Here is a 20,708-nt window from a genome sequence, read left to right as displayed (position 1 = left end):
GCGACCATGACCGAACCCCCGCCGCCGCGCGACCGGGCATCCGAGCCGACCGGAGACCCGCTCCGCGTCGCTCTGCGGGTGTCCCGCGCGCGCAGGGCAGCCCGCGCGGGCGACATCGAGGAAGCGCTGCGCGTCCTGGACGGCGCCCCCGCGTTCGCGGACCACCCTGACGTGCTCGACCTGCGCGCCCGACTCCACGCGCAGCGCGGCGAGTTCGACGAGGCCGCCGCGTGCTGGCGGCGCGTCCTGACCCGCCGACCCGACGACCCCGACGCCCGCGCCGGCCTGGCCCGCGTCGCGCGCCTCACCGGCCGGGGCCCCCGCGCGGTCCTGGGCCGCCACCGGGCCCGCACGGCCGGGGTGCTCGCGCTCTCCGCGGTCGCCGCGGCGCTCGCCGTCGGCGGCACCCTGCTCACCGGCTCCGAAACGGAGGGGGAGACCCCGATCGCCGCGCCGACCGAGCCCGACCGCGACGACGGTGACGGCGGCGACCCGGGCCCCACGGCCGAGGCCGACGCGGCCTCCCAGGCGGCGGCCGAACGGGCCGCCGCCGCCAGGGAACTGGCCCGCCAACTCGCCGGCCAGGGGCTGCGGGTGACCGCCGAGGGGGCCGCGGTCGAGGTCGCCTTCACCGAGGTGGTCTTCGCGGAGGCCGACCAGCTCACCCCCGGCGGCGCCGAACGGCTCGCCGCCCTCGGCGCCGCGCTCGCCACGCACACCGACCCCGACGCCCGCGTCGAGATCCTCGGCCACGCGGCGGCCGTCCCCGGCGCCCCCGACAGCGGCGGGTCGGTGCTCGCGCTCTGGCGCGCCCTCGTCGCCGCCCGCGAACTCAGCGACGCCGCCGACCGCCCGATCGCCACGTTCACCACCGGCAGCGCCGACCAGCGCGACGCCCCGTTCGACGACACCGCGCTCAACCGCACCGTGACGGTGGTGATCACCCAGGGATAGGGTCCGGCCGGCGTCGACCGGTCAACGGTGCACCGTGGTCTCCCGCCCGATCCGCGCCAGCTTCTCGGGGTTGCGCACGGCGTAGAGGGCGGTGATCAGGCCGCCCTCCACGCTCGCCGCCAGCACGGTGTCGAGCGCGTCGTCGAGCCGCAGGATCAGCGCCGGGTGCCCGTTGACCTGCGCGGGCCGCAGCGAGGCGGTGGCGCCCTGCCGCGCGAGGCCCGTGACGATCAACGGCGCCACCCTGGACGCCCCGACGACGGGCGCCCGCACCGCCGGCACGACTCCGCCGCCGTCGCCCAGCAGCACGACGTCGGGCGCCAACACGTCGAGCAGCCCCTGGAGATCACCGGTCTCGACCGCCCGCCGGAAGGCGGCGAGCGCGTCGCGCGCCTCGGCGGGGGAGACGCCGCCGCGCGGTCGGCGCGCGGCGACGTGCCCCCGCGCCCGCCGCGCGATCTGACGGACCGTCGCGGGCGTCTTCCCGACGGCCTCGGCGATCTCCCCGTAGTCCACCTCGAACACCTCGCGCAGCACGAACACCGCCCGCTCCGTCGGGCCGAGCGTCTCCAGCACCAGCAGCATCGCCATCGAGACGCTCTCCGCCAGTGCCACGTCCTCGGCCACGTCGGGCGCGGTCAGCAGCGGCTCCGGCAGCCAGGGCCCGACATAGGTCTCCCGCCGGCGGCGAACCGTGCGCAGCCGCATCAGCGCCTGGCGCACGGTGACGCGCACCAGATAGGCCCGCCGCTCGCGCACGCCGTCCAGATCGACGCGCTCCCACCGCAGCCACGTCTCCTGGAGCACGTCCTCCGCGTCGGCGGCCGAACCCAACATCTCGTAGGCGACGGTGAACAGCAGCCCCCGGTGGGCCAGGAACACCTCGGTCGCCGTGTCCACCCGGCCGGTCGGGCCGGGCGTTCCGCCCGTGCCGCCCCTCGGCCCGCCGCCCTCGCCCATGCCCGGTCCTCCCGTCGTGCCGCCGTTCGCTCCGCACACGAGACGCCGGCCCCCGCCGCCCTGTGACATCCGGGCCCGGTGGCGCACGTCACACCGCCGTGGACGTCACGGGGCGGCCCGCGCCGGCACCCCGTGTCCGTCGGAACGCCGCGCCCCCTGGGCGGCGGCACGCCGCAACGGAGAGAGGACACAGCCATGGAACCCCGAATCGACCTGCTGACCAACGACGTCGGCGCCACGATCACCAAGCGGCTCTACCACGTCGGCCAGGCGCTCCAGGAGTCGCCGCTGCCCCACGCGCTCCAGGAGTTGGTGGAGCTGCGCGCCAGCCAGATCAACGGCTGCGGCTGGTGCGTCGACCTGCACAGCAGGCAGGCCGCCGCCGCGGGGGAGACCCCGACCCGACTCCATCTGGTGGCGGTGTGGCGGGAGTCGGCGGTGTTCACCGAGGCCGAGCGCGCCGCGCTGGCGCTGGCCGAGGAGGGCACCAGGATCGCCGACTCCCACGGGGGCGTCTCCGACGCGACATGGCGTCGCGTGCGCGAGCACTTCGACGACGACCAGACCGTCGCGCTGGTCTCCCTGGTCGCGCTGATCAACGCGGCCAACCGGTTCGGCGTCATCACCCGGATGCCGGGAGGCACCTACACCCCCGATGCGCTCGCCGAGTTGACGGACTGACCGGCGGGGTCGCCGCCCCGGGACCGGACGCGCGTCCGGTCCCGGGGCACCCGCCCGGCGCGTGCGACACCCCGGCCCGCCGTGGGGCCGGCCGTACTCGCCGCGGAGCCCGCGTCGGGTTGCCCGCGCTTGATGGCCGCGTCCACCGAGGCGCCGATGCGGCGCAGTGCCGCCAGCTCCTCAGGACCGAGATCATCGATCAGGTACTCGCGGACCGCGGCGACGTGTCCCGGCGCCGCTGCCACCACTACGTCGTAACCGGCCTCGGTCAGCGTCGCGGCGGTGCGCCTTCCGGAACCGGGGATCCGCTGCCGTGTGATCAGTTCGCGCTTCTCAAGCCGACCGACGACATGGGACAGCCTCGACAGTGACGCCGCCGTTCGCGCGGCCAGGGCGCTCATCTGCATGGTGCGATCCGGCTGCTCGGAGAGGACCGAGAGCACCATGTACTCGAAGAAGGTCAGCTGGGCCTCGCGCTGCATGCGTGCGTCCAGTGCGGCCGGCAGGCTGATCATGATCGCGGAGTTGGCCAGCCACGCCGCCAGCTCGTCGCCGTTCAGCCATCGCGTCTCGGTAGCCGGACCGGTGGACCTCCCCGATTCGGAGCCTTCGTCGGCATGAGCCGTCGCCTCGGATGCCGGCCCGCTCCGTGGCCGCCGACGGCGCCGGCCGTTCGTGTCATCTGCCGTCCTCGCCATGAGGACATCCTAGACCCACTTGTTGACGCGTCAAGTTCGAAGGGGTAGAACTTGACGCGTCAAGTTCGCTCGGCGGTGCTGAGGCCCGCCCCACACGGAATGGACAACAGATGCGGTCCACGTCGCTCGGCAGGCTCGATGTCCCGCGCATCGGCCTGGGTGTCATGGGGATGTCGGCGTACTACACCGGCGCCGGCCGGGACGAAACCGAGTCGATCCGCACCATTCGTCGCGCCGTCGACCTCGGTGTCACCCATCTGGACACCGCCGAGGTGTACGGCCCTTACGTCAACGAGGAACTGCTGGGTCGCGCGCTCAAGGGCCGCCGGGACGAAGTCGTCCTCGCCACCAAGTTCGGCCTCGTCTCCCACACCGGCCGCCCCGGCCCGGACAGCACCCCCGCCAACATTCACACGGCCGTCGACGGTTCACTGCGGCGGCTCGGAACCGACCGCATCGACCTCTACTACCAGCACCGGGTCGACCCCGACACTCCCGTCGAGGAGACGGTGGGGGCGCTGGCCGAGTTGGTGGAGACGGGCAAGGTCCTCCACATCGGACTGTCGGAGGCGGCAGCGGCGACGATCCGCCGGGCCCACGCGGTCCATCCCGTGGCCGCTGTCCAGAGCGAGTACTCGCTCTGGACGCGGGACCCGGAGACCGAGGTGTTGCCCACGCTGCGTGAGCTCGGCATCGGACTGGTTCCCTACGCACCGCTGGGACACGGCTTTCTCACCGGGGACATCCGCACCCTGGACGGCTTGGACGCCGCCGACTGGCGTCGCTCCAACCCCCGGTTCACCGGCGGCAACCTCACGCGCAACCTGCGCATCGTCGACCAGGTACGCGAGGTCGCCGACGAGGTCGGGGCCACGCCCGCGCAGGTAGCTCTGGCCTGGCTGCTCGCCCAAGGAGACGGCATCGCGCCCATTCCGGGGACGAAACGCGTCGACCGCCTCAAGGAGAACAGCGCCGCCGACGGCATCCGACTCACCCCGGGCCAGGTCGCCCGCCTGAACAACCTCACACCGGCGTCCGGCGAACGCCATGCCGAGCCCGACATGGCCGTCGTCGACCAGTGAGAGAAGCGCGCACGCGCCGATTCGCCCCGCGCACCACACCACGTCCTGCTTCAGCGAAAAGAAACGGAACACCACACAATGTCAAGCACTCTCATCCGGGTCGGCATCATCGGCGCGGACACGAAGGCGAGTTGGGCGGGCGCGTCGCACATCCCCGCGCTGGCGGCACAGCCCGACCTCCAACTGGCCGGTGTGGCGACGCGGCACGAGGAGAGCGCGCGCGCCGCTGCCGAGGCGTTCGGTGCCGAGCGTTGGTTCGCGGACCCCTACGCGCTCATCGGTGACCCTTCGATCGACGTCGTCACCGTCGCGGTGAAGGTCCCGGCTCACCGCGAACTCGTCCTGGCGGCCCTCGCGGCGGACAAGGCCGTGTACGCGGAGTCGCCGCTGGGCGCGACCGTCGCGCAGACGGAGGAGATGGCCGAGGCGGCCGGCTCACTGCACACCGCGATCGGCCTCCAGGGCCGGCTCAACCCCTCGGTACGCCGCGCGGCGGAGATCATCGCCGAGGGCCGGCTCGGGCGGCTGCTCTCGGCGCGAGTCGCCGCGACGACCTTCGGCAACGGCCCGGAGTCGGCGAGCGCGTACGAGTACTTCGACAAGGCGGCGTCCGGAGCCGGCTTCCTCACCATCGCCGCTGGCCACGTCCTCGATGTGGTCGAGGCCGTTCTCGGCGACATCACCGGGATCGACGCCCGCACCGAACTCCTGTGGCCCCAGGTGAAGTTGGTCGACACCGGCGCGATATCCGTCCGCAAGGTCCCGGATCACCTCGACGCCATCGCCAAGACCTCCTCGGGGGCGCCGGTCGGGGTGCAGATCCTGGCGGGCGTGCCCGCCCCAGACGCCCACTTCCGTCTGGAAGTACGCGGATCGGAGGGCTGGCTGAAGCTGACGGGCGACCACCCCGCGGGCGTTCAGGTCGGCGACCTCACCCTCTCGTCGAGCGTCGACTTCCCCGCGCCCGACCGCCCGGTCGCCACCGGCGCGGGACCCACCGCCGCCGACATCTGGACGGGCGCTTCCCTCAACGTCGGCGAGGTCTACGCCAGCCTGGCCCGCGACATCACGAACGGCACCCACCACACCCCGGGGTTCCAGCACGCCGCCCACAACAGCCGTCTCATCGCCCGAGTCGAACAAGCCGCCCGGACCGGCGTCCGGCACTGACGCCACCGCACCTCACGGCACCGTGCCCCACCGCCGTGACGGATACGGCGACCGATCCGCGCGCACGGGCGGCCGACATAGGTTCGGACCTGCTGAAGGGCTCCTGAGGCCCACCCCCCGATCAGGGAGTCGTTGATGATTTCAGTCCCTCGCCACCACGGCCCTCGCGGCGCTTCGCGGCGGGCTCACGGCGCATGACCACCTCCGCGCGCGCCGCCGTCCTCGAAGTGCGGGACGGGCCCTTCGCGTTCCGCGACATCGAGATCGAGGACCCGCGGTCCGACGAGGTACTCGTGCGCATGGTCGCGACCGGAATATGCGCGACCGACGCGCACGTGCGGGCACAGCGAATGGCGACGCCGCTGCCGGTGGTGCTGGGGCACGAGGGAGGAGGAGTCGTCGAACGCGTGGGGGCCGCTGTCACCACCGTCGAGCCCGGTGACCACGTCGTCCTCTCCTACCACTCGTGCGGCCACTGCAAGCCGTGCGTGTCCTCGCACGCGGCCTACTGCGACAACGTCTGGGCGGCCAACTTCGCGGGTGCCCGCCTGGACGGCTCGAACGGTCTCCACGTCGCCCACGGTGCCGAGCCGCACGGTCACTTCTTCGGCCAGTCCTCGTTCGCCACCCACGCCCTGACGCACCAACGGAACACGGTCAAGGTCCCCCGCGATCTGCCCCTCGACGTCATGGCTCCGCTGGGGTGCGGGCTGCAGACGGGCGCGGGGGCCGTACTCAAGGCGCTCGCCGTGCCGGCGGGAGCGTCCTTCGCGGTCTTCGGCGTGGGAGCGGTGGGCCTGGCGGCGGTCATGGCGGCACATGTCGCGGGTGCCACCACCATCGTCGCCGTCGACGTCGACGCCGGCCGCCTCGGGCTGGCACGCGAACTCGGGGCGACGCACCTCGTCGACCCCGGCCGGGTCGAAGACCTGACCGCCGCGCTCCGCGCCGTCGACGAACGCGGTCTGGAGTACGTCCTCGACACGAGCGGACGCCCGGAGAACCTCGACGCCGGGGTCGGCGCCCTGGCGCCGATGGGCCGATTCGGCTTCGTGGCGTTCCACGAGGGAGCGGGCGCCGTGCTCGACGCCGGCCGGCTCACGCTCGGCCAGTCGCTTCAGGGCATCATCCAGGGCGACGCCGTCTCGTCGCTCCTGATCAACGACCTCGCCCAGCTCTATCGAGCGGACCGGTTCCCCATCGACCGACTGCTGTCCTTCTACGACTTCGCCGATATCAACACCGCGTTCGAGGACGCGGGCTCAGGCCGCGTCACCAAGGCGGTCCTTCGGTTCACGTCACCGGGATAGACCACCCGTTCGACAGATTCCCCGGAACACAGAGAGGCTCCCGTCCATGTGTCAGAGCAGTCAGATACCCATCAGCGTCGAGGAAACCCCGAGCTTCTACGGGATCGACCACTATGGGTTCCCCCGCGCGGGGGCGGACGACCCGTTGGACCCCGAGGGCTATTACCCCCCGTATTTCCAGAGCGAGCACTTCCAGAAGTACGGCTACCACGTGGAGGAACTGCGCGGCGGCTTCTACTGGGTCACGAGTGCCGGCTACGACGCCGCATTCGTGGTGACCGAGGAGGGTGTGGTCGCGATCGACGCACCCCCGACGCTGGGCGAGAACATGCTGGCGGCGATCGAGGACGTCACCGACCGACCGGTGACCCACGTCATCTACAGCCACTGGCACGCCGATCACATCGGCGCGGCCTCCGTGTTCGGTCCCGACGTCGAGATCGTCGCCCACCGCATCACCAAGGAACTCCTGGAGCGTTTCCCCGACCCGAAGCGCCCCCTGCCGACGAGGACGTTCGACGACGAACTCGTCCTCGAAGTGGGCGGCGTGAGCCTGGAGCTCTCCTACCGGGGAGAGAACCACTGCCCCGGCAACATCTTCATCTACGCGCCGCGGCAGAAGGTGCTCACGGCCGTCGACATCATCAGTCCGGGAAGCGTCACGTTCATGCACTGCGACGCCTCGCAGAACATCTCCGGCTGGTACGAAGCCCAGTCCCAGATCCTCGAATACGACTTCGACTACTTTGTCGGCGGGCACCACATGCATTACGGCACCTACGAGCAGGTGAAGCTGTGCGTGGAGTACTTCGCCGACGTGCTTGAGGGGGCGACCGCGGCGGTCGAGCGGTTCAGCCGCTCGGACGCGCTCGCCGACATCGTGACCGGCACCGGCTGGAACAGGATCTTCGTCGGTACCGAGAACTGGATCAGTTCCATGGCGAACTACACCACCCGCCACGTCCTGGAGAAGGAGACGAGCGACGGCCGGCTCTGGTGGGAACGGCTGGCGGGAGCCACCACCCAGACCAAGTACCACGCGTATACCGTGCTGGAATCGATCCGCCTCGAACGGCCCCGGCCCGACTACCGCCTGCGGGGCGAGAACCCTCCGGTCTTCCTGACCTGACACCTTTCTGAACGGTGTGAGCGAACAGCCCTTGTATACGAGAAGGATCATCATGAGAGCCGCCGTCATCACCTCGTTCGGCGAACCCTCCGTGTTGCGGGTCGCGGAGGCTCCGCGACCGGTGCCGGGTCCGGGTCAGGTACTGGCGCGGGTTCACGCGGCGGGGGTGAACCCGGCGGAGATCCAGGCACGCGCCGGAGCGTTCGGCCTGCGTGCTCCCGCCATCATCGGATTCGAGTTCGCCGGCGTCGTCGAGGCGGTCGGCCCGGGCGTCGACGAGGGCGTGGTCGGCGACCGCGTCGCCGGGTGGCCGGACTCCGCCACCCAGGGCTCCTACGCCGAGTACACGGTCAGCGGCAACTTCGCGACGATCCCCGACGGCGTTTCCTTCGAGGAGGCGGCGGCCACTGTCATCGGCGCCGACAACGCGGCGAGGGCTCTCGGGCTCCTGAACGTGCGCCCGGGGGAAACGCTCGTGGTCACCGGCGCGAGCGGTGCTCTGGGCGGCGCCGCGGCGCAGTTCGCGCGACAGCGGGGTGTGACGGTGATCGGCGTCGCCGGGACTGCCAACGCCGACTTCGTCAGGAGTCTCGGAGCGACCCCCGTCGCCCACGGCCCGGGCCTGGTCGATCGCATCCGTGCCGCCGCTCCGGGCGGGGTCGACGCCGCGCTCGACACCGCCGGCAAGGGGCTCCTTCCCGCCCTCGTCGAGCTTCTCGGCGGCCCCGACCGGATCGTGACGCTCGCCGACCGCGATGCCGCACAACACGGCGTCGCATTCAGTCCCGGGGGCAGCGGGAACCGCGAAAGCGGCCCTGTCCAGGAAGCCCTGGATCTGATCGCCGCCGGCGCGTGGACCGCACGCATCGGCCGGAGCTTCCCACTCGACGAGGCCGCGGAGGCTCATCGCCTCGTCGCCACGGGCCACACCCACGGCAAGGTCGTCCTCCTTCCTTGACCCGGCCGACCGGCCGTTCAACCGCGACAACAGTCAATCGGAGAATCCGAAATGCCCGCAGTCCTCGTCCATGGTGTACCTGATACCCACCGGCTTTGGGACACCGTCCGTTCCTATCTCCAGCGCGAAGATGTCGTGACGATCGATCTCCCCGGGTTCGGCGTACCCCTGCCGGAGGGGTTCACGTCGACGAAGGAAGAGTATCTCGATTGGCTTGTCAAGAAGATCGAAGAAATCGGCGAACCCGTCGACCTGGTCGGTCATGACTGGGGGTCCCTGCTGACGGGCCGTCTCGCGTCTATCCGGCCGGATCTGGTGAGGACATGGACGGGCATCAGCGGACCAATCGATCCGGAATATCCCTGGCACCATCTTGCCAGGATCTGGCAGACGCCAGGCGAGGGCGAGCAGTGGATGGCGGACCTCGACCTCAAGGAGTTCGCGGCAAGCCTCAACGAGGCGCAGATGCCGATCGACGCGGCAAACGAATCGGTCCGGCATCTCGATGCCACCATGAGGGCAAGCATTCTCGCCCTTTACCGTTCGGCGATCGAGGTCGGGGCGGAGTGGAAGCCGGGTCTGAGCAACGTGACCGCACCAGCGCTCGTGATCTGGGGCCTTGACGACCCGTTTCTTCCCCACCGCTTCGCCGACGAGCTAGGTAATGCCACGCGCGCACGTGCCGTCTTCAAGCTGCGCAGCTCGCACTGGCCGATGATAGAGCGTCCGGCCGATGTCGCGCGCGAACTTGAGGCCCACTGGGCTCACGTGTAGAACCCGCGCCTGGGTCACTCGGGCTCAAACCCCGCGGTCGCTGCGCGAACGGCAGTAATCGCTCGCTCGCCATGGTGAGCCCGAGTGCCCACGCACTTGTCCGGAAACGAATCATCGTGACGCGGCCCGGAGAGCGTTGCCGGGGCCGCACGCGGCAGGAGCATCCTGATGAAGAATTCAGCAAATGCCCGGATCGGCGTCGGCATTGTCGGGGCCAGTGCCGACCGGGGTTGGGGCGGAATTGCTCACCTCCCGGCACTGCGGGCGCTCGACGCGTTCCAGATCCGCGCCGTCAGTACGACTCGTATGGAGAGCGCGAACGCGACCGCTCGTCGGCTGGGCGCCGATCTCGCCTTCGACACACACGAGGCTCTGGTCGTGCGACCGGAGGTCGACCTGGTGGTGGTCGCGGTCAAGGTGCCGGAGCACAGGCAGATTGTTTCCGACGCGCTGGCCGCGGGCAAGATGGTTTATTGCGAATGGCCGCTCGCGAGAAACCTATTGGAGGCCGAAGCGCTGGAGGGGTTTGCCCGCGAGCGGCGGCTGCGGACGGTTGTCGGGTTGCAGGGCGGCCTGCACCCGCCGAACCTCTTCCTTCGCGACCTCATCGCGCAAGGCGTGATTGGCGAGCCGCTCAGCACGAGCATCCGAGCGCACTTGACCGACGACATGTGGGCCGGCCGATATGACCCGCCGGTCGAGTACATGGCTCGCGCAAAGCATGGCGCCACGCTTCTGAGCATCATGCTCGGCCACGCGCTCGAACCGCTCGCGCGCGTGCTCGGCACGTTCGAGAGTCTGTCCGCCGTCGTCGCCAATCAGCGCGGTGACGGCGTCCGCCTCTCCGATGGCGCGCCGCTGCCGAAGGACGCGCCGGACGAGATCGTCGTCGCCGGCGTTCTCGAAGGCGGGATCGTCACTTCGCTGCACTACAGCGCCGGGCAGTCTCCCGGCCCGGCGACGGTATGGGAGATCCAGGGCACCGAGGGCAGTGTGCGTGTGGAGTCGGCGTCGGGCTACCTCCATTTCACCGATCCCACCATCACGCTGGCCCGCGGCAGCGAGCCTGTCCAAGTGCTCCAGGTTCCCCCCGCCTACGCGGCTCCTGACCTGCGACTCGACGCACCCGCAGCGGGGGTTGCCCGCCTCTACGCCCAGTTCGCCGCCGACCTCCGCGACGGAACCGCCGACGTGCCGGACTTCGCGGTCGCGCTCGATCGCCACCGGGTACTCGAAGCGATCACACGGGCCGCTGAAACAGGTCATCGGCAGTATCTGTCCCGCCCCGACCGAACGAACTCCGATCTTTGAACCCGGGAGAGGCACAGCCGCAGGACCCGGGGGAGACGGCGATCCGCGAGCTGGCCCTGAGTTGACCACACGGAGCTGACCCGCACCGTGTCGAAGAACTCCGCCGACCAGCGGGACCTCGGCTGTCCCGCTGAAAGCCGAGCCGCAAGACGGCGCGGTCCGCCCCGGGGGGCCGCGTCATCGCGTCGGTCCCTCGCGCGCGGTCGAGGTGGCGGCATAGAGCCAACGGCGAAGGACGAGGGTCACGGCCGGCATCATCAGATACGTCATCAACGTGCTGAACAGCAGAGCGAGCACCAGCACCCGCGCCACAAGCGGCCAAGCACTGAGCGCCGGCCCCAGGAGACCGTTGCCGACCAGGGAGATCGGGAGTACGGCCGCGAAGGCGGCGAGCGCCATCTTCCACCGAGGCGGCGCCTTCGTGGGCGCGTCGTGCGCGGTGGTGAACAGGGTCTCCATGCCGGAGAGTTCGCGGCGCGCCACCTCGCTCTGATGATGGCCCTCGCAGTCGTCGAACAGTGCGGCCCGCTCAGGTGACGTCGTCCAGCGCCGCGCGGACTCCTGGTCGCGGAACCGGTGGATCAGAACCCACGGCCCGGCGGCCGTGGCAGGCCGGAACAACCCGTCCCCCAGGTGTCCGGGAAACGCCGAGGCGGTGTCGGTCACCCGCCCGAACCAGTCCCGGAAGTCCCGCTCGTAGCCGGGTTCCACAGCGCGCGCGGTAAGCAGGGTGACGTCGGCCGGGCCGACGTCGTCCGTCTCGGTCATCGCTTGTCCTTCCGCCGTCGAGAGCTGTCAGAGCCGCGGTGCCACATGCACGAGGTGCTTGGTCTCCTGGAATTCCTCGATCCCGCGGACGCCGTTCAGACGGCCCACTCCCGACTGCTTGAAGCCGCCCTCCTCGAACTGGTCGTGGACCATGGCCCAGGTGTTGGTCCAGACGGTCCCGGCCCGCAGTTCGCGGCCGACGCGCAGGGGGCGGTCGACATCACGGGTCCAGACGCTCGCGGCCAGGCCGAACTCGGTGGCGTTGGCACGCGCCACGGCTTCGGCCTCGGAGTCGAACACCTCGAAGGTGGCGACCGGCCCGAACACTTCGCGCTGCACGATCGGCGAGGACACGTCGGCGACCTCGATCAGGGACGGGCCGAGGAGCGCCCGATCCCGCTTGCCCCGCACGAGGACGGTGGCGTAGCCGGCCGCGGCGGCCACGGTCTGTTCGACCCGTTGGGCGTTTCCTTCGTCGATCATGGCGCCCATCTCGCTGGCGGGATCGTCGCCGGGCCCGACCCGGACCGTTTCGAGGGCGGCGACGAGCCGCCGCCTGAGTTCGTCGGCCACGCCGCGCTGGACCAGTATCCGACTGCCCGTCATGCAGAACTGGCCCGCGAACATGGTGACGGCCTTGGTGAGCACGGGCACGACGGCGTCCAGGTCGGCGTCGTCGAAGACGAGCATCGGCGTCTTTCCGCCCAGCTCCATGGACAGCGCTTTCAGCGTCGGGGCGGCCTGTTCCATGATCACGCGGCCGACCGCGGTGGAGCCGGTGTAGCTGACCACGTCGACGTCCGGGGAGGAGACCAGCTCCGGGGCCCCGGCGTTGCCGCTCTCGGTGAAGACGTTGAACACGCCCGGGTCCAGGCTCGGAGTGTCGGCGACGATCTCGCTCAGCACTCCGTTGACCAGGCCGGTCTGCGCCGGCATCTTCATGACCACGGTGCAGCCGGCCGCCAGGGCGGGGGCGAAGGATCGCGCCGAGAGGATGACCGGTGAGTTCCACGGCACGATCACCGCGGCGACGCCCGCGGCCTCGCGCAGGGTCATCGAGTACACGCCGGGCCGCACTTCCCCGGCCCTGCCGTGGTCGGTGAGGGAGAGCGCCGCGTGGTAGCGGAGCTTGGGCACGGTGCCCTCGACTTCGAGGGCCGCCTCGGCGAGTAGCTTCCCGTTCTCCCGCGCCAGGAGGGTGATCAGTTCGTCCTTGCGCTGTTCGAGCCGGTCGGCCAGTTCGTGCAGCGCTGCCGCACGCCGGTGGCGGTCGCGGGACCAGGCGGTGGAGTCGAAGGCCCTTCGGGCCGCGGCCACGGCGGCCCTCGCCTCCCGCGCACCGCCGTCGGCGAAGGTGCCGAGCAGGCCGTTGGTCGCGGGGCCGCGTGACTCGCCGCGGGAGCCGGAGTCCTGCCACTGCCCGTCGATGAAGTGGCGCGCGTGGGGCAGGGTTTCGGATGGGGGCATGAGGTGACCTCTCGTCATGCGTCGCGCGGCGTTTCGCCGCGGGTCCGCGGGACAACGTCAGCGACGCTACAAATCAGGGCCGGTGAGCGAATCGGGCGGGCGATCCGTCGTTTCCGCCGGAGGCGTCGCGCGCCCGCCCCGCTGCGGCCTCCCCGCGCTCACGGCGGCTCGCAAGCGGCGTGGAGGTGGCTCAGCTCGGTTCGGGTGTTGATGCCGAGCTTGGCGAACACGTTCCCGAGGTGGTGGCCCACGGTGCGGTGGCTGATCCGCAGCTGCACGCCGATCTCGCGATTCGTCAGCTGTTCGGCGGCCAGCTGGGCGACGCGCTGTTCCTGGGCGGTGAGCCGGTTCAGCGCCCTGGTGTCCGAGCTTCCCCGGCGTCCCGGCGATCCGGTGAGGTCCTGCTCGCGCTGCGCGCGTTGGCGCAGCGGTTCGGCACCGAGCCGGTCGAACGCCTCCAGGGCGGCGCCGATCCGGACACGCGCATCGGTCCGCCGGCGGCCCCGTCGCAGCCACTCGCCGTAGGACAACTGAGCGCGCGCGTAGAGCAGCGGGTGGGACCGGGCGCCCGGCACGTCGAGCGCGGCCCGGAAGGCACCCTCGGCCCGGGCGCCGCCGAGGAGCCCGCGCGCGACGTGCGCGGCGCAGCGGGCCCACGGCGCTCCCGTGCGCCGCTCCCAGGCTTCGAGCACCCGTGCCCGCTCGTCCGCGAGGTCGCTTCTGCCGACGCGCACGGCCGCCTCGGCCGTGTCGAGTGCGGCCAGGAGCGCGAAGGTCGGGTGCTCCGCGCCATGGCCCGGCTCGGTCAGGCGCACCAGGATGTCCAGTGCTTCCTCTGGACGCTCGCGAAACAGCGAGGCCATGCCGCGGTTCCAGTACGCGGCGGCGCTCAGCGCGCGGACGCCCTGCGGGAGTGACGTCTCCAGAGTCCTGGCGGTGGCCTCCGCGACGGCGCGTTCGTCACCACGCGCCGCGGCGAGCCAGCCCAGGCTGGTGCGGCAGTGAGAGGCGATGTGGTCGGCACCCAGGTCCTGGGCCAGCCGCAGTCCCTCCGCGGCCGAGGACTCCGACTGCGGCCAGCGGCCGGCGGCGTGGTCGAGCATCGCGGTCTGGGCCAGGGCGGCGGCGAGCCGAGCGCGCTCGCCGCGCCGCCGCAGGTGCGGTAACCGGCGGCGCAGCGCGTCCGCCATCGGCTTGTCGATCCCCCAGGCCAGGGCGAGGGGTGTCGGCGGCAGCAACGGCGGGATGGTCGCGCGGGCGCGCGCGGCGGCATCACCGAGGTCGGGGGTGTCCGCCGGCGCCGCGTCGGCGGGCACGTCGTCGCTCCACCAGGCAAGCGCGCCGGGCAATCCGGTCCGGCCCTCGACGTCGCCTTCGAGCAGCAGTTCCAGCGCGCTGTCCCGCAGGTCGCCGCGTCCGACGGACCAGGCGGCGCGCATCGCCAGCGTGCCCAGTTCCAGCGCCGTTCCCGGTTCCGGGACGCGCTTCATGTCGGTGACCAGGAAGTGGTGCGCCATCTCGGGCATACCCCGGGCGAACTCCATGACCCCCCGCAGACCCCGGCTCCGCCGGGCGACGTGAGCACCGGGGGCCAGCCGCTCCGCGTCATCGAGCAGGCGCTCCGCCGTGGCTGCCCACCCGGCGTCCCAGGAAGCCCTGGCCGCCTCGGCAAGGCGTTGTGAGGCGTCGATCGGTGCGGCCGACAGTTCGGCGGCCCGCCACCACGCCCGTGCCGCCGTGCTCGTGGCCCCGCGGAGCCGGGCGCGGGCGGCGGTCCGTTCGAGGAGCCGCGCGACGTCCTCATCGCGTCCGTGGGCCAGGGCGGCGAGATGCCATGCGCGCTCCTCCGCCTCCTCCGGCATCGTGGCGGCCAGAGCGCGGTGAGCCCGGCGCCTCGTCGCGGCACCGCAGCCCTCGTAGACGGCTCTGCTCACGACGGGGTGCCGGAAACCGACGCGGTTGCCCGCCACGTGGAGCAGGCCCGCGTTGGTCACTTCGTCCCAGACGGCGTCACCGGCACCCGACGCACGGCCGGCCCGCCGCACCGTGAGCCGGTCGCCGTGCTCCTCGGCCGCCGCGAGCACGGTCAGCAACTGCGCCGGAGGGCTCAGGGCCTCGATCCCGGCACGGAAAGCCCGCCGCAGGCGCGGCCCGACGGGCGGTCGTCCTCGCTTCCGGCGTTGCTCGGCGTCGTCGAGGTCGCCCCCGAGCGTGGCCAGTTCGTGCAGCGCCAAGGGGTTGCCCCCGGCCTCTCGGACCATGTTCCGCGTCGCCGCCTCGTCGGTGAGCGGCGCCACGGCCGCCACAAGCTGCCGCGCGCCCTCGTCGCTCAGGCCGTCGACCCGCATGTCGGCCACGCCTTCCCAGGGCCGGGCGGCCGGATCGCTGTGATCGGCGAGCACGACGACCACGGGATGCGTTCCTACGCGTCGGGCGACGAACCCCAGGCACAGTGCGGTGGCCTCGTCGAGCCACTGCCCGTCGTCCACCACGACGAGCACGGGCTGCCGCTCGGCGAGTCCGCAGAGCAACGACAGCACGGCCGCCCCGACCACCAGGCGGTCCGTCGGCTCACCGCTCAGCCCGAGCGCGGTACGCACAGCGGCGGCCTGGTCCGTCGCCAGCAGCTCGACACGATCGGCCAGCGGGCGCAGCAGCCCGTGCAGCCCCGCGAAAGCCAGGTCCGACTCGGGCCGGGTGGCCGAGTGGCTCAGCCGGACGAAGTCCGCGGCCTGGCCGTGCGCGTGGCGAAGCAGAGCTGACTTGCCGATGCCCGGCTCGCCCCACACCACGAGCGCGCCACCGCTCCCGCCGCGGGCCCGCGAGAGCAGCCCGTCGAGAGCCGCGGTCTCCTCGCGGCGTCCGAACAGCTCCGTCGGCGCGGCGATCCGGGACGCCACAGTCGACGGTTCGAGATCGTCGCCGGCGGTTCCGGCGGGGACGACCAGCGAGTCCGGTCCCCACTGCTCGGCCGGGCCCGCCACTGCGGCCAACCGGCCGGGCCCGCAGTCGGCGTCAGAGGACAGGTGCGGCCCGAACCTCGACCCGTGCCCGTAGTTCATCGCGCGAGGTGACAGACCGAGTGTGCGTTCATGGGCCAAGGCTGCACGGCGGTGATCACAGGCAACAAGCGGGACATGACCAGGTCATCAAAAGTGACAAGCTCCCGTATCGTGACCGTATGGCCGATCCTCGACAGCCCGAAGATTCCACCGCCACCGCGGGCCAGAGCCGCCCGGAAGCGGGCTATGAACACATCGACGACGACGTGTGCCGCAGTTTTCAGCGCTCGGTCGAGACCGTGGGCAAGAAGTGGAGCGCCGCGGTGCTTCTGGCGGCGATGCGGGGCGCGCGCCGATTCGTCGACTACCGAGCGCGGATCCCCGGAATCTCGAACCACCTTCTGTCCCAGCGTCTGCGTGAGCTTGAGGGACACCGACTCATTGAGCGGCTCGTGGTACCGACGACGCCGGTCCAGATCACGTACCGGCCCACCGAGCAAGGCGCCAGCCTGATGCGTGTCCTGCATCCGCTGATCGAATGGAGCGCCAAGAACGAGGACCTGGACACCTGACGAGCTGGTCGCAGGCCGTCCACGCACCCGATCCGTCGCGTACCGGGACCGGTGATCGCGCGGGCGGTCACCGCGAGCTGCACGGCCACGAGACCGACGCCCCCGCGGCACCGTGGATCAGCACCGTGTCGCCCTCGCCCAAGCCGCCCGTGGAGCGTGGCTCGGGGCCCGCCGCAGGCCCAAAGCCCCCAAGAGGTCCCACAGATGCCGCCGTACCACTCCCTGACCCGCTCAACAGCGGGTCAGAGGGGGTACGGCGGCATCCGTACATCAAATGTCGCGGAACGTCTCGATCTGCGCGCCCACCGAGTTCAGCCGCTCGGCGAGGTCCTCGTAACCGCGGTTGATCACATAGACGTTGCGCAGCACCGAGGTGCCCTCGGCCGCCATCATCGCCAGCAGCACGACGACCGCCGGACGCAGCGCCGGCGGACACATCATCTCGGCGGCCCGCCAGCGGGTGGGGCCCTCGACCAGGACCCGGTGCGGGTCGAGGAGTTGCAGCCGGCCGCCCAGGCGGTTGAGGTCGGTCAGATAGATCGCGCGGTTGTCGTAGACCCAGTCGTGGATCATCGTCGAACCGTGCGCCGTGGCCGCGATCGCCGCGAAGAACGGGGCGTTGTCGATGTTCAGGCCGGGGAACGGCATGGGGTGGATCTTGTCGATCGGCGCCTCCAGCTTCGAGGGGCGCACGGTCAGATCGGCCAGGCGCGTGCGGCCGTTGTCCGCCTTGTACTCGGGGCCGAGGTCGTGGTCCAGGCCCATGCCCTCCAGCACGGCCAGCTCGATCTCCAGGAACTCCAGCGGCACCCGTCGCACCGTCAGCTCCGACTCCGTGACCACGGCGGCTGCGATCAGGCTCATCGCCTCGACCGGGTCCTCGGAAGGGGAGTAGTCCACGTCCCTGTCGATGTGCGGAACGCCGTGCACGGTCAGGGTGGTCGTGCCCACGCCCTCGATGTGGACGCCCAACTCCTCAAGGAAGAAGCACAGATCCTGGACCATGTAGTTGGAGCTGGCGTTGCGGATGACCGTGGTGCCGTTGTGCCGGGCGGCGGCGAGCAGCGCGTTCTCCGTGACGGTGTCGCCGCGTTCGGTCAGCACGATGGGGCGGTCGGGGGAGGTGCCGGGGGTGACCGTCGCGTGGTAGACACCCTCGGTGGCGGTCACTTCGAGGCCGAAGCGGCGCAGCGCCATCATGTGGGGCTCGACCGTGCGGGTGCCGAGGTCGCAGCCTCCCGCGTACGGGATCTTGAACTGGTCCATGCGGTGCATCAGCGGTCCGAGGAACATGATGATGCTCCGCGTGCGCCGCGCCGCCTCCAGGTCGATCGCGTCCATGTCCAACTCGGCCGCCGGCGTGATCTCCAGGTCCGCGCCCTCGTTGATCCAACGGGTACGCACCCCGATCGAGTTGAGCACCTCCAGGATGCGGAAGACCTCCTCGATCCTGGCGACCCGACGCAGCACCGTGCGGCCGGAGTTCAGCAGGCTGCCGCAGAGCAGCGCCACGCACGCGTTCTTGCTCGTCTTGACGTCGATCGCGCCGTTGAGCCGCCGGCCGCCGACCACCCGCAGATGCATGGGGCCGGCGTAACCCAGGGACACGATCTCGCTGTCGAGGGCCTCGCCGATGCGGGCGATCATCTCAAGGCTGATGTTCTGGTTGCCTCGTTCGATGCGGTTCACCGCGCTCTGGCTGGTGCTGAGAGCCTCCGCCAGCTGTGATTGTGTCCAGCCGCGATGTTGGCGGGCGTCCCGAATGAGCTGTCCGATCCGGGCCAGGTAGTCATCGATCATGCCTTCGAGCCTATCTCACATATGAGATCTCTCATTTCGGGGTGCTCCATTCGAGTGGTGACACGCCGACGGGCCGTTCCCGCCTCCGAGTTCCTCCGGACGGCGCCGAGCGGCGCCTGACCCGTGTGGAGACCGGCTACCGCCCGGGTCGGTCCTCGGAAAACCACGCGGACAGTGCCCGCAACCTCCCGACGCTCCGCGCGCCGGCGTGTCGCGCCGCCGCGAAGATCCAGACGAGACGGCCTAAGCCGGCACCGCACCGCTTCGGGCGGCCTTGTGCCACCGCGCGCTCAGCCGGGAGCCGGACTCACGCCGTGCCGCGCGGCGCAGCAGGGGTATCGCCAGAAGAAACCCGAGGATCGCCCAGGCGGTCAGCACCATCGCCACCATGGGCAACTCCCAGGAGCCGGCCGGCTCGGCGACCCGCGCCGCGTCCGGCAACAGCGCCGCACGCAGTCCCTGAGCCATCCACTTCAGCGGAAAGACCGAGGCCACCTGCTGGACCACCGCCGGCAGCGAGGTGATCGGAAAGACCGCGCCCGAGGTGACCAGCAGTCCCATCGTCGGCAGCACGATCAACGCCAGCGCCTCGCGCGGGTTCGGCAGCACGGCCCCTATCGCGGCACCCAGCGGCACCACGGCGAGCAGCCCGAGCGTGCTCACCCACAGCAGCGTCAGCCAGCCCTCGACCCCGCGCGGCAGCGGACCTTCCGCCACCACCGCGGCGGCCACGAGCAGCAACCCCAGCGTGCCGACGGCGACGGTGACCACCAGCAGGCACTTGGCGACCAGATAGGCCGGTATCCCGCCGGGGGTGGCGCGCAGCCTCAACAGGGTGCCCTCCTCCCTCTCGGCCACCAGCATCTGCGGAAGGTTGACCAGGCCGATCTGGAAGAGCAGATAGGCGGCGAAGCCCGCGAGCACCAGATGGGACATCGGCGTCGCGGTGTCGGCCACCTCCCCGCCGATGTAGCCGACCAGGAGCAACGCGACCACCACGTTGGTGAGGTGGCCGGACAGCTCCTTCGGGTTCCGCAGCAGATGACGGAGCTCGACCCCGCCCCTGAGGAGCCCGGCGCGCCAGTGCCTCGGGGCCGCACGCCCCGGGGGCGCCACCCCTCGCGCGCCGGCTCCGCCCGCCGTCGTCGTGCCCGTCATGCCGCCGACACCTCCTCGGTCATCGCCCCGTCCTGATGCCCGACGCCCCCGCCCGCCCCGGCGGCGGCGTCGCCCTCCCGGTGGACCATGCGCAGATAGGTGTCCTCCAACGATGGTCGGCTGACCTCCAGATCGGCGATCGGCCCCGACGCCGCCCGATGCAGCTCCCAGACCAGCCGCGACGGATCGCCGGTGCGCTCGCGGCGGGGCGTCCCTTCGGCGTCCGTCCACCGGACCTCCGCCCGGGCGGCGGCGCTACTGGCCAGCTCCGCCGGGGTGCCGATGGCCCTGATCCGGCCGGCGACCAGCATCGCGATCCGGTCGGCCAGCCGCTCGGCCTCCGCCAGGTCGTGGGTGGTCAGCAGGACGGTGACGCCCTCCTCGTGGGCCAACCGCTCCACCAGCGCGTGGAACTCGCGTCGCGCCCGCGGATCGAAGCCGGTGGTCGGCTCGTCGAGAAAGAGCAGCTCCGGGTGACCCACGATGCCCAACGCGACGTCCAGCCGCCGCCGTTGACCGCCGGAGAGCCGCTCCACCCGTTGGCCGGCCTGCTCGCTCAGGCCGACCAGCGCCAGCAGCGCCGCCGGGTCACGCGGCCCGCGGTAGTACGTCGCGAAGTGCGCCAGGAGCTCGGCCACCCGCCAGCGCCCGTGGTCGCGCCAGGACTGGAGGACCAGCCCGACGCGGGCGCGCCAGGCGTCGTCGCCCCGCTCCGGGTCCGCGCCCAGGACGCGGACCTCCCCGCCCGAGCGCCGCCGGAAGCCCTCCAGGATCTCGACGCTCGTCGTCTTGCCCGCGCCGTTCGGCCCGAGCAGGGCGAAGACCTCACCGCGCCGGATGTCCAGGTCCACGCCGTGCAGCACGTCCCTCCCGCCGTAGGACATCGTCATCCCCCGCGCCTGGACGACCGCGTC

General features: G+C 71.5%; 18 protein-coding genes. 10 read left to right on the top strand and 8 right to left on the bottom strand.

Going from position 1 to position 20,708, the window contains the following annotated elements; genetic code table 11:
* Window positions 1–6: 6 nt before the first annotated feature.
* Window positions 7–954: a tetratricopeptide repeat protein gene (locus FH715_RS09190; protein WP_139642741.1), complete on the top strand. Its 948-nt coding sequence runs from the start codon at window positions 7–9 to the stop codon at window positions 952–954.
* A gap of 21 nt (window positions 955–975) precedes the next feature.
* Here FH715_RS09190 and FH715_RS09185 read toward each other — a convergent pair whose 3' ends face one another.
* Window positions 976–1,914 carry an RNA polymerase sigma-70 factor gene (locus FH715_RS09185; RefSeq protein WP_139642738.1) on the bottom strand — a complete coding sequence of 313 codons (939 nt, stop codon included), beginning with the start codon at window positions 1,912–1,914 and terminating at the stop codon, window positions 976–978.
* 195 nt (window positions 1,915–2,109) lie between these two features.
* Here FH715_RS09185 and FH715_RS09180 point away from each other — a divergent pair, with 195 nt between their 5' ends.
* Window positions 2,110–2,595, top strand: coding sequence for a carboxymuconolactone decarboxylase family protein (locus FH715_RS09180; protein WP_139642735.1), 486 nt, complete (start codon window positions 2,110–2,112; stop codon window positions 2,593–2,595).
* On the opposite strand, the gene FH715_RS09175 is transcribed toward FH715_RS09180, so the two are convergent.
* Entirely contained in the window at window positions 2,559–3,293 is a 735-nt protein-coding gene (locus FH715_RS09175; RefSeq protein WP_246108646.1) for a MarR family winged helix-turn-helix transcriptional regulator, read from the bottom strand. The genes FH715_RS09180 and FH715_RS09175 overlap by 37 nt on opposite strands.
* Before the next feature lie 110 nt (window positions 3,294–3,403).
* On the opposite strand from FH715_RS09175, the gene FH715_RS09170 reads away from it, so the two are divergent.
* The 7 genes from FH715_RS09170 to FH715_RS09140 all read left to right on the top strand — a co-directional run bounded on the left by FH715_RS09170 (window position 3,404) and on the right by FH715_RS09140 (window position 11,027).
* Window positions 3,404–4,375, top strand: a complete 972-nt coding sequence (locus FH715_RS09170; protein ID WP_139642732.1) for an aldo/keto reductase — start codon at window positions 3,404–3,406, stop codon at window positions 4,373–4,375.
* A 78-nt stretch (window positions 4,376–4,453) separates the two neighbouring features.
* Window positions 4,454–5,545 (top strand): Gfo/Idh/MocA family protein, encoded by a 1,092-nt coding sequence (locus FH715_RS09165; protein WP_139642729.1) that lies wholly within the window; start codon window positions 4,454–4,456, stop codon window positions 5,543–5,545.
* A 194-nt stretch (window positions 5,546–5,739) separates the two neighbouring features.
* Window positions 5,740–6,855, top strand: coding sequence for an NAD(P)-dependent alcohol dehydrogenase (locus FH715_RS09160; RefSeq protein WP_139642726.1), 1,116 nt, complete (start codon window positions 5,740–5,742; stop codon window positions 6,853–6,855).
* Between the two features lie 46 nt (window positions 6,856–6,901).
* Window positions 6,902–7,984, top strand: coding sequence for an MBL fold metallo-hydrolase (locus FH715_RS09155; protein WP_139642723.1), 1,083 nt, complete (start codon window positions 6,902–6,904; stop codon window positions 7,982–7,984).
* A 16-nt stretch (window positions 7,985–8,000) separates the two neighbouring features.
* The gene (locus tag FH715_RS09150; protein ID WP_246108645.1) at window positions 8,001–8,942 is read left to right on the top strand and encodes an NADP-dependent oxidoreductase; all 942 of its coding nucleotides are present in this window, start codon (window positions 8,001–8,003) and stop codon (window positions 8,940–8,942) included.
* A 51-nt stretch (window positions 8,943–8,993) separates the two neighbouring features.
* On the top strand, window positions 8,994–9,716 hold the full coding sequence (locus FH715_RS09145) for an alpha/beta fold hydrolase (protein ID WP_139642720.1): 723 nt from the start codon (window positions 8,994–8,996) through the stop codon (window positions 9,714–9,716).
* A 168-nt stretch (window positions 9,717–9,884) separates the two neighbouring features.
* The gene (locus FH715_RS09140; protein ID WP_139642717.1) at window positions 9,885–11,027 is read left to right on the top strand and encodes a Gfo/Idh/MocA family protein; all 1,143 of its coding nucleotides are present in this window, start codon (window positions 9,885–9,887) and stop codon (window positions 11,025–11,027) included.
* Between the two features lie 177 nt (window positions 11,028–11,204).
* On the opposite strand, the gene FH715_RS09135 is transcribed toward FH715_RS09140, so the two are convergent.
* From FH715_RS09135 to FH715_RS09125, 3 genes are all read right to left on the bottom strand, one after another.
* A complete protein-coding gene (locus FH715_RS09135) occupies window positions 11,205–11,795 on the bottom strand; it encodes an antibiotic biosynthesis monooxygenase (protein ID WP_139642714.1) in 591 nt (196 codons plus the stop codon).
* 27 nt (window positions 11,796–11,822) lie between these two features.
* On the bottom strand, window positions 11,823–13,262 hold the full coding sequence (locus FH715_RS09130; RefSeq protein ID WP_139642710.1) for an aldehyde dehydrogenase family protein: 1,440 nt from the start codon (window positions 13,260–13,262) through the stop codon (window positions 11,823–11,825).
* Window positions 13,263–13,420: 158 nt separating this feature from the next.
* Entirely contained in the window at window positions 13,421–16,324 is a 2,904-nt protein-coding gene (locus tag FH715_RS09125) for an AAA family ATPase (protein ID WP_246108644.1), read from the bottom strand.
* Window positions 16,325–16,443: 119 nt separating this feature from the next.
* Between FH715_RS09125 and FH715_RS09120 the strand changes: the two genes are divergently transcribed.
* A complete protein-coding gene (locus FH715_RS09120) occupies window positions 16,444–16,836 on the top strand; it encodes a winged helix-turn-helix transcriptional regulator (protein WP_139642707.1) in 393 nt (130 codons plus the stop codon).
* Window positions 16,837–17,106: 270 nt separating this feature from the next.
* Here FH715_RS09120 and FH715_RS09115 read toward each other — a convergent pair whose 3' ends face one another.
* The 3 genes from FH715_RS09115 to FH715_RS09105 all read right to left on the bottom strand — a co-directional run bounded on the left by FH715_RS09115 (window position 17,107) and on the right by FH715_RS09105 (window position 20,684).
* Window positions 17,107–18,636 (bottom strand): UDP-N-acetylglucosamine 1-carboxyvinyltransferase, encoded by a 1,530-nt coding sequence (locus FH715_RS09115; RefSeq protein ID WP_139642704.1) that lies wholly within the window; start codon window positions 18,634–18,636, stop codon window positions 17,107–17,109.
* Between the two features lie 243 nt (window positions 18,637–18,879).
* On the bottom strand, window positions 18,880–19,794 hold the full coding sequence (locus tag FH715_RS09110) for an ABC transporter permease (protein ID WP_139642701.1): 915 nt from the start codon (window positions 19,792–19,794) through the stop codon (window positions 18,880–18,882).
* Window positions 19,791–20,684: an ABC transporter ATP-binding protein gene (locus tag FH715_RS09105; RefSeq protein WP_139643083.1), complete on the bottom strand. Its 894-nt coding sequence runs from the start codon at window positions 20,682–20,684 to the stop codon at window positions 19,791–19,793. Before FH715_RS09105 ends, FH715_RS09110 begins: the two co-directional genes overlap by 4 nt.
* Between the last annotated feature and the right edge of the window lie 24 nt (window positions 20,685–20,708).

Origin of the sequence: Streptomyces sedi, from assembly GCF_006335015.1 — a bacterium.
In the GTDB taxonomy this organism is placed as follows: domain Bacteria; phylum Actinomycetota; class Actinomycetes; order Streptomycetales; family Streptomycetaceae; genus Streptomyces; species Streptomyces sedi.
Note: the sequence above shows the minus strand (reverse complement) of the source record. Positions and strands in the feature narration are given on the sequence as shown.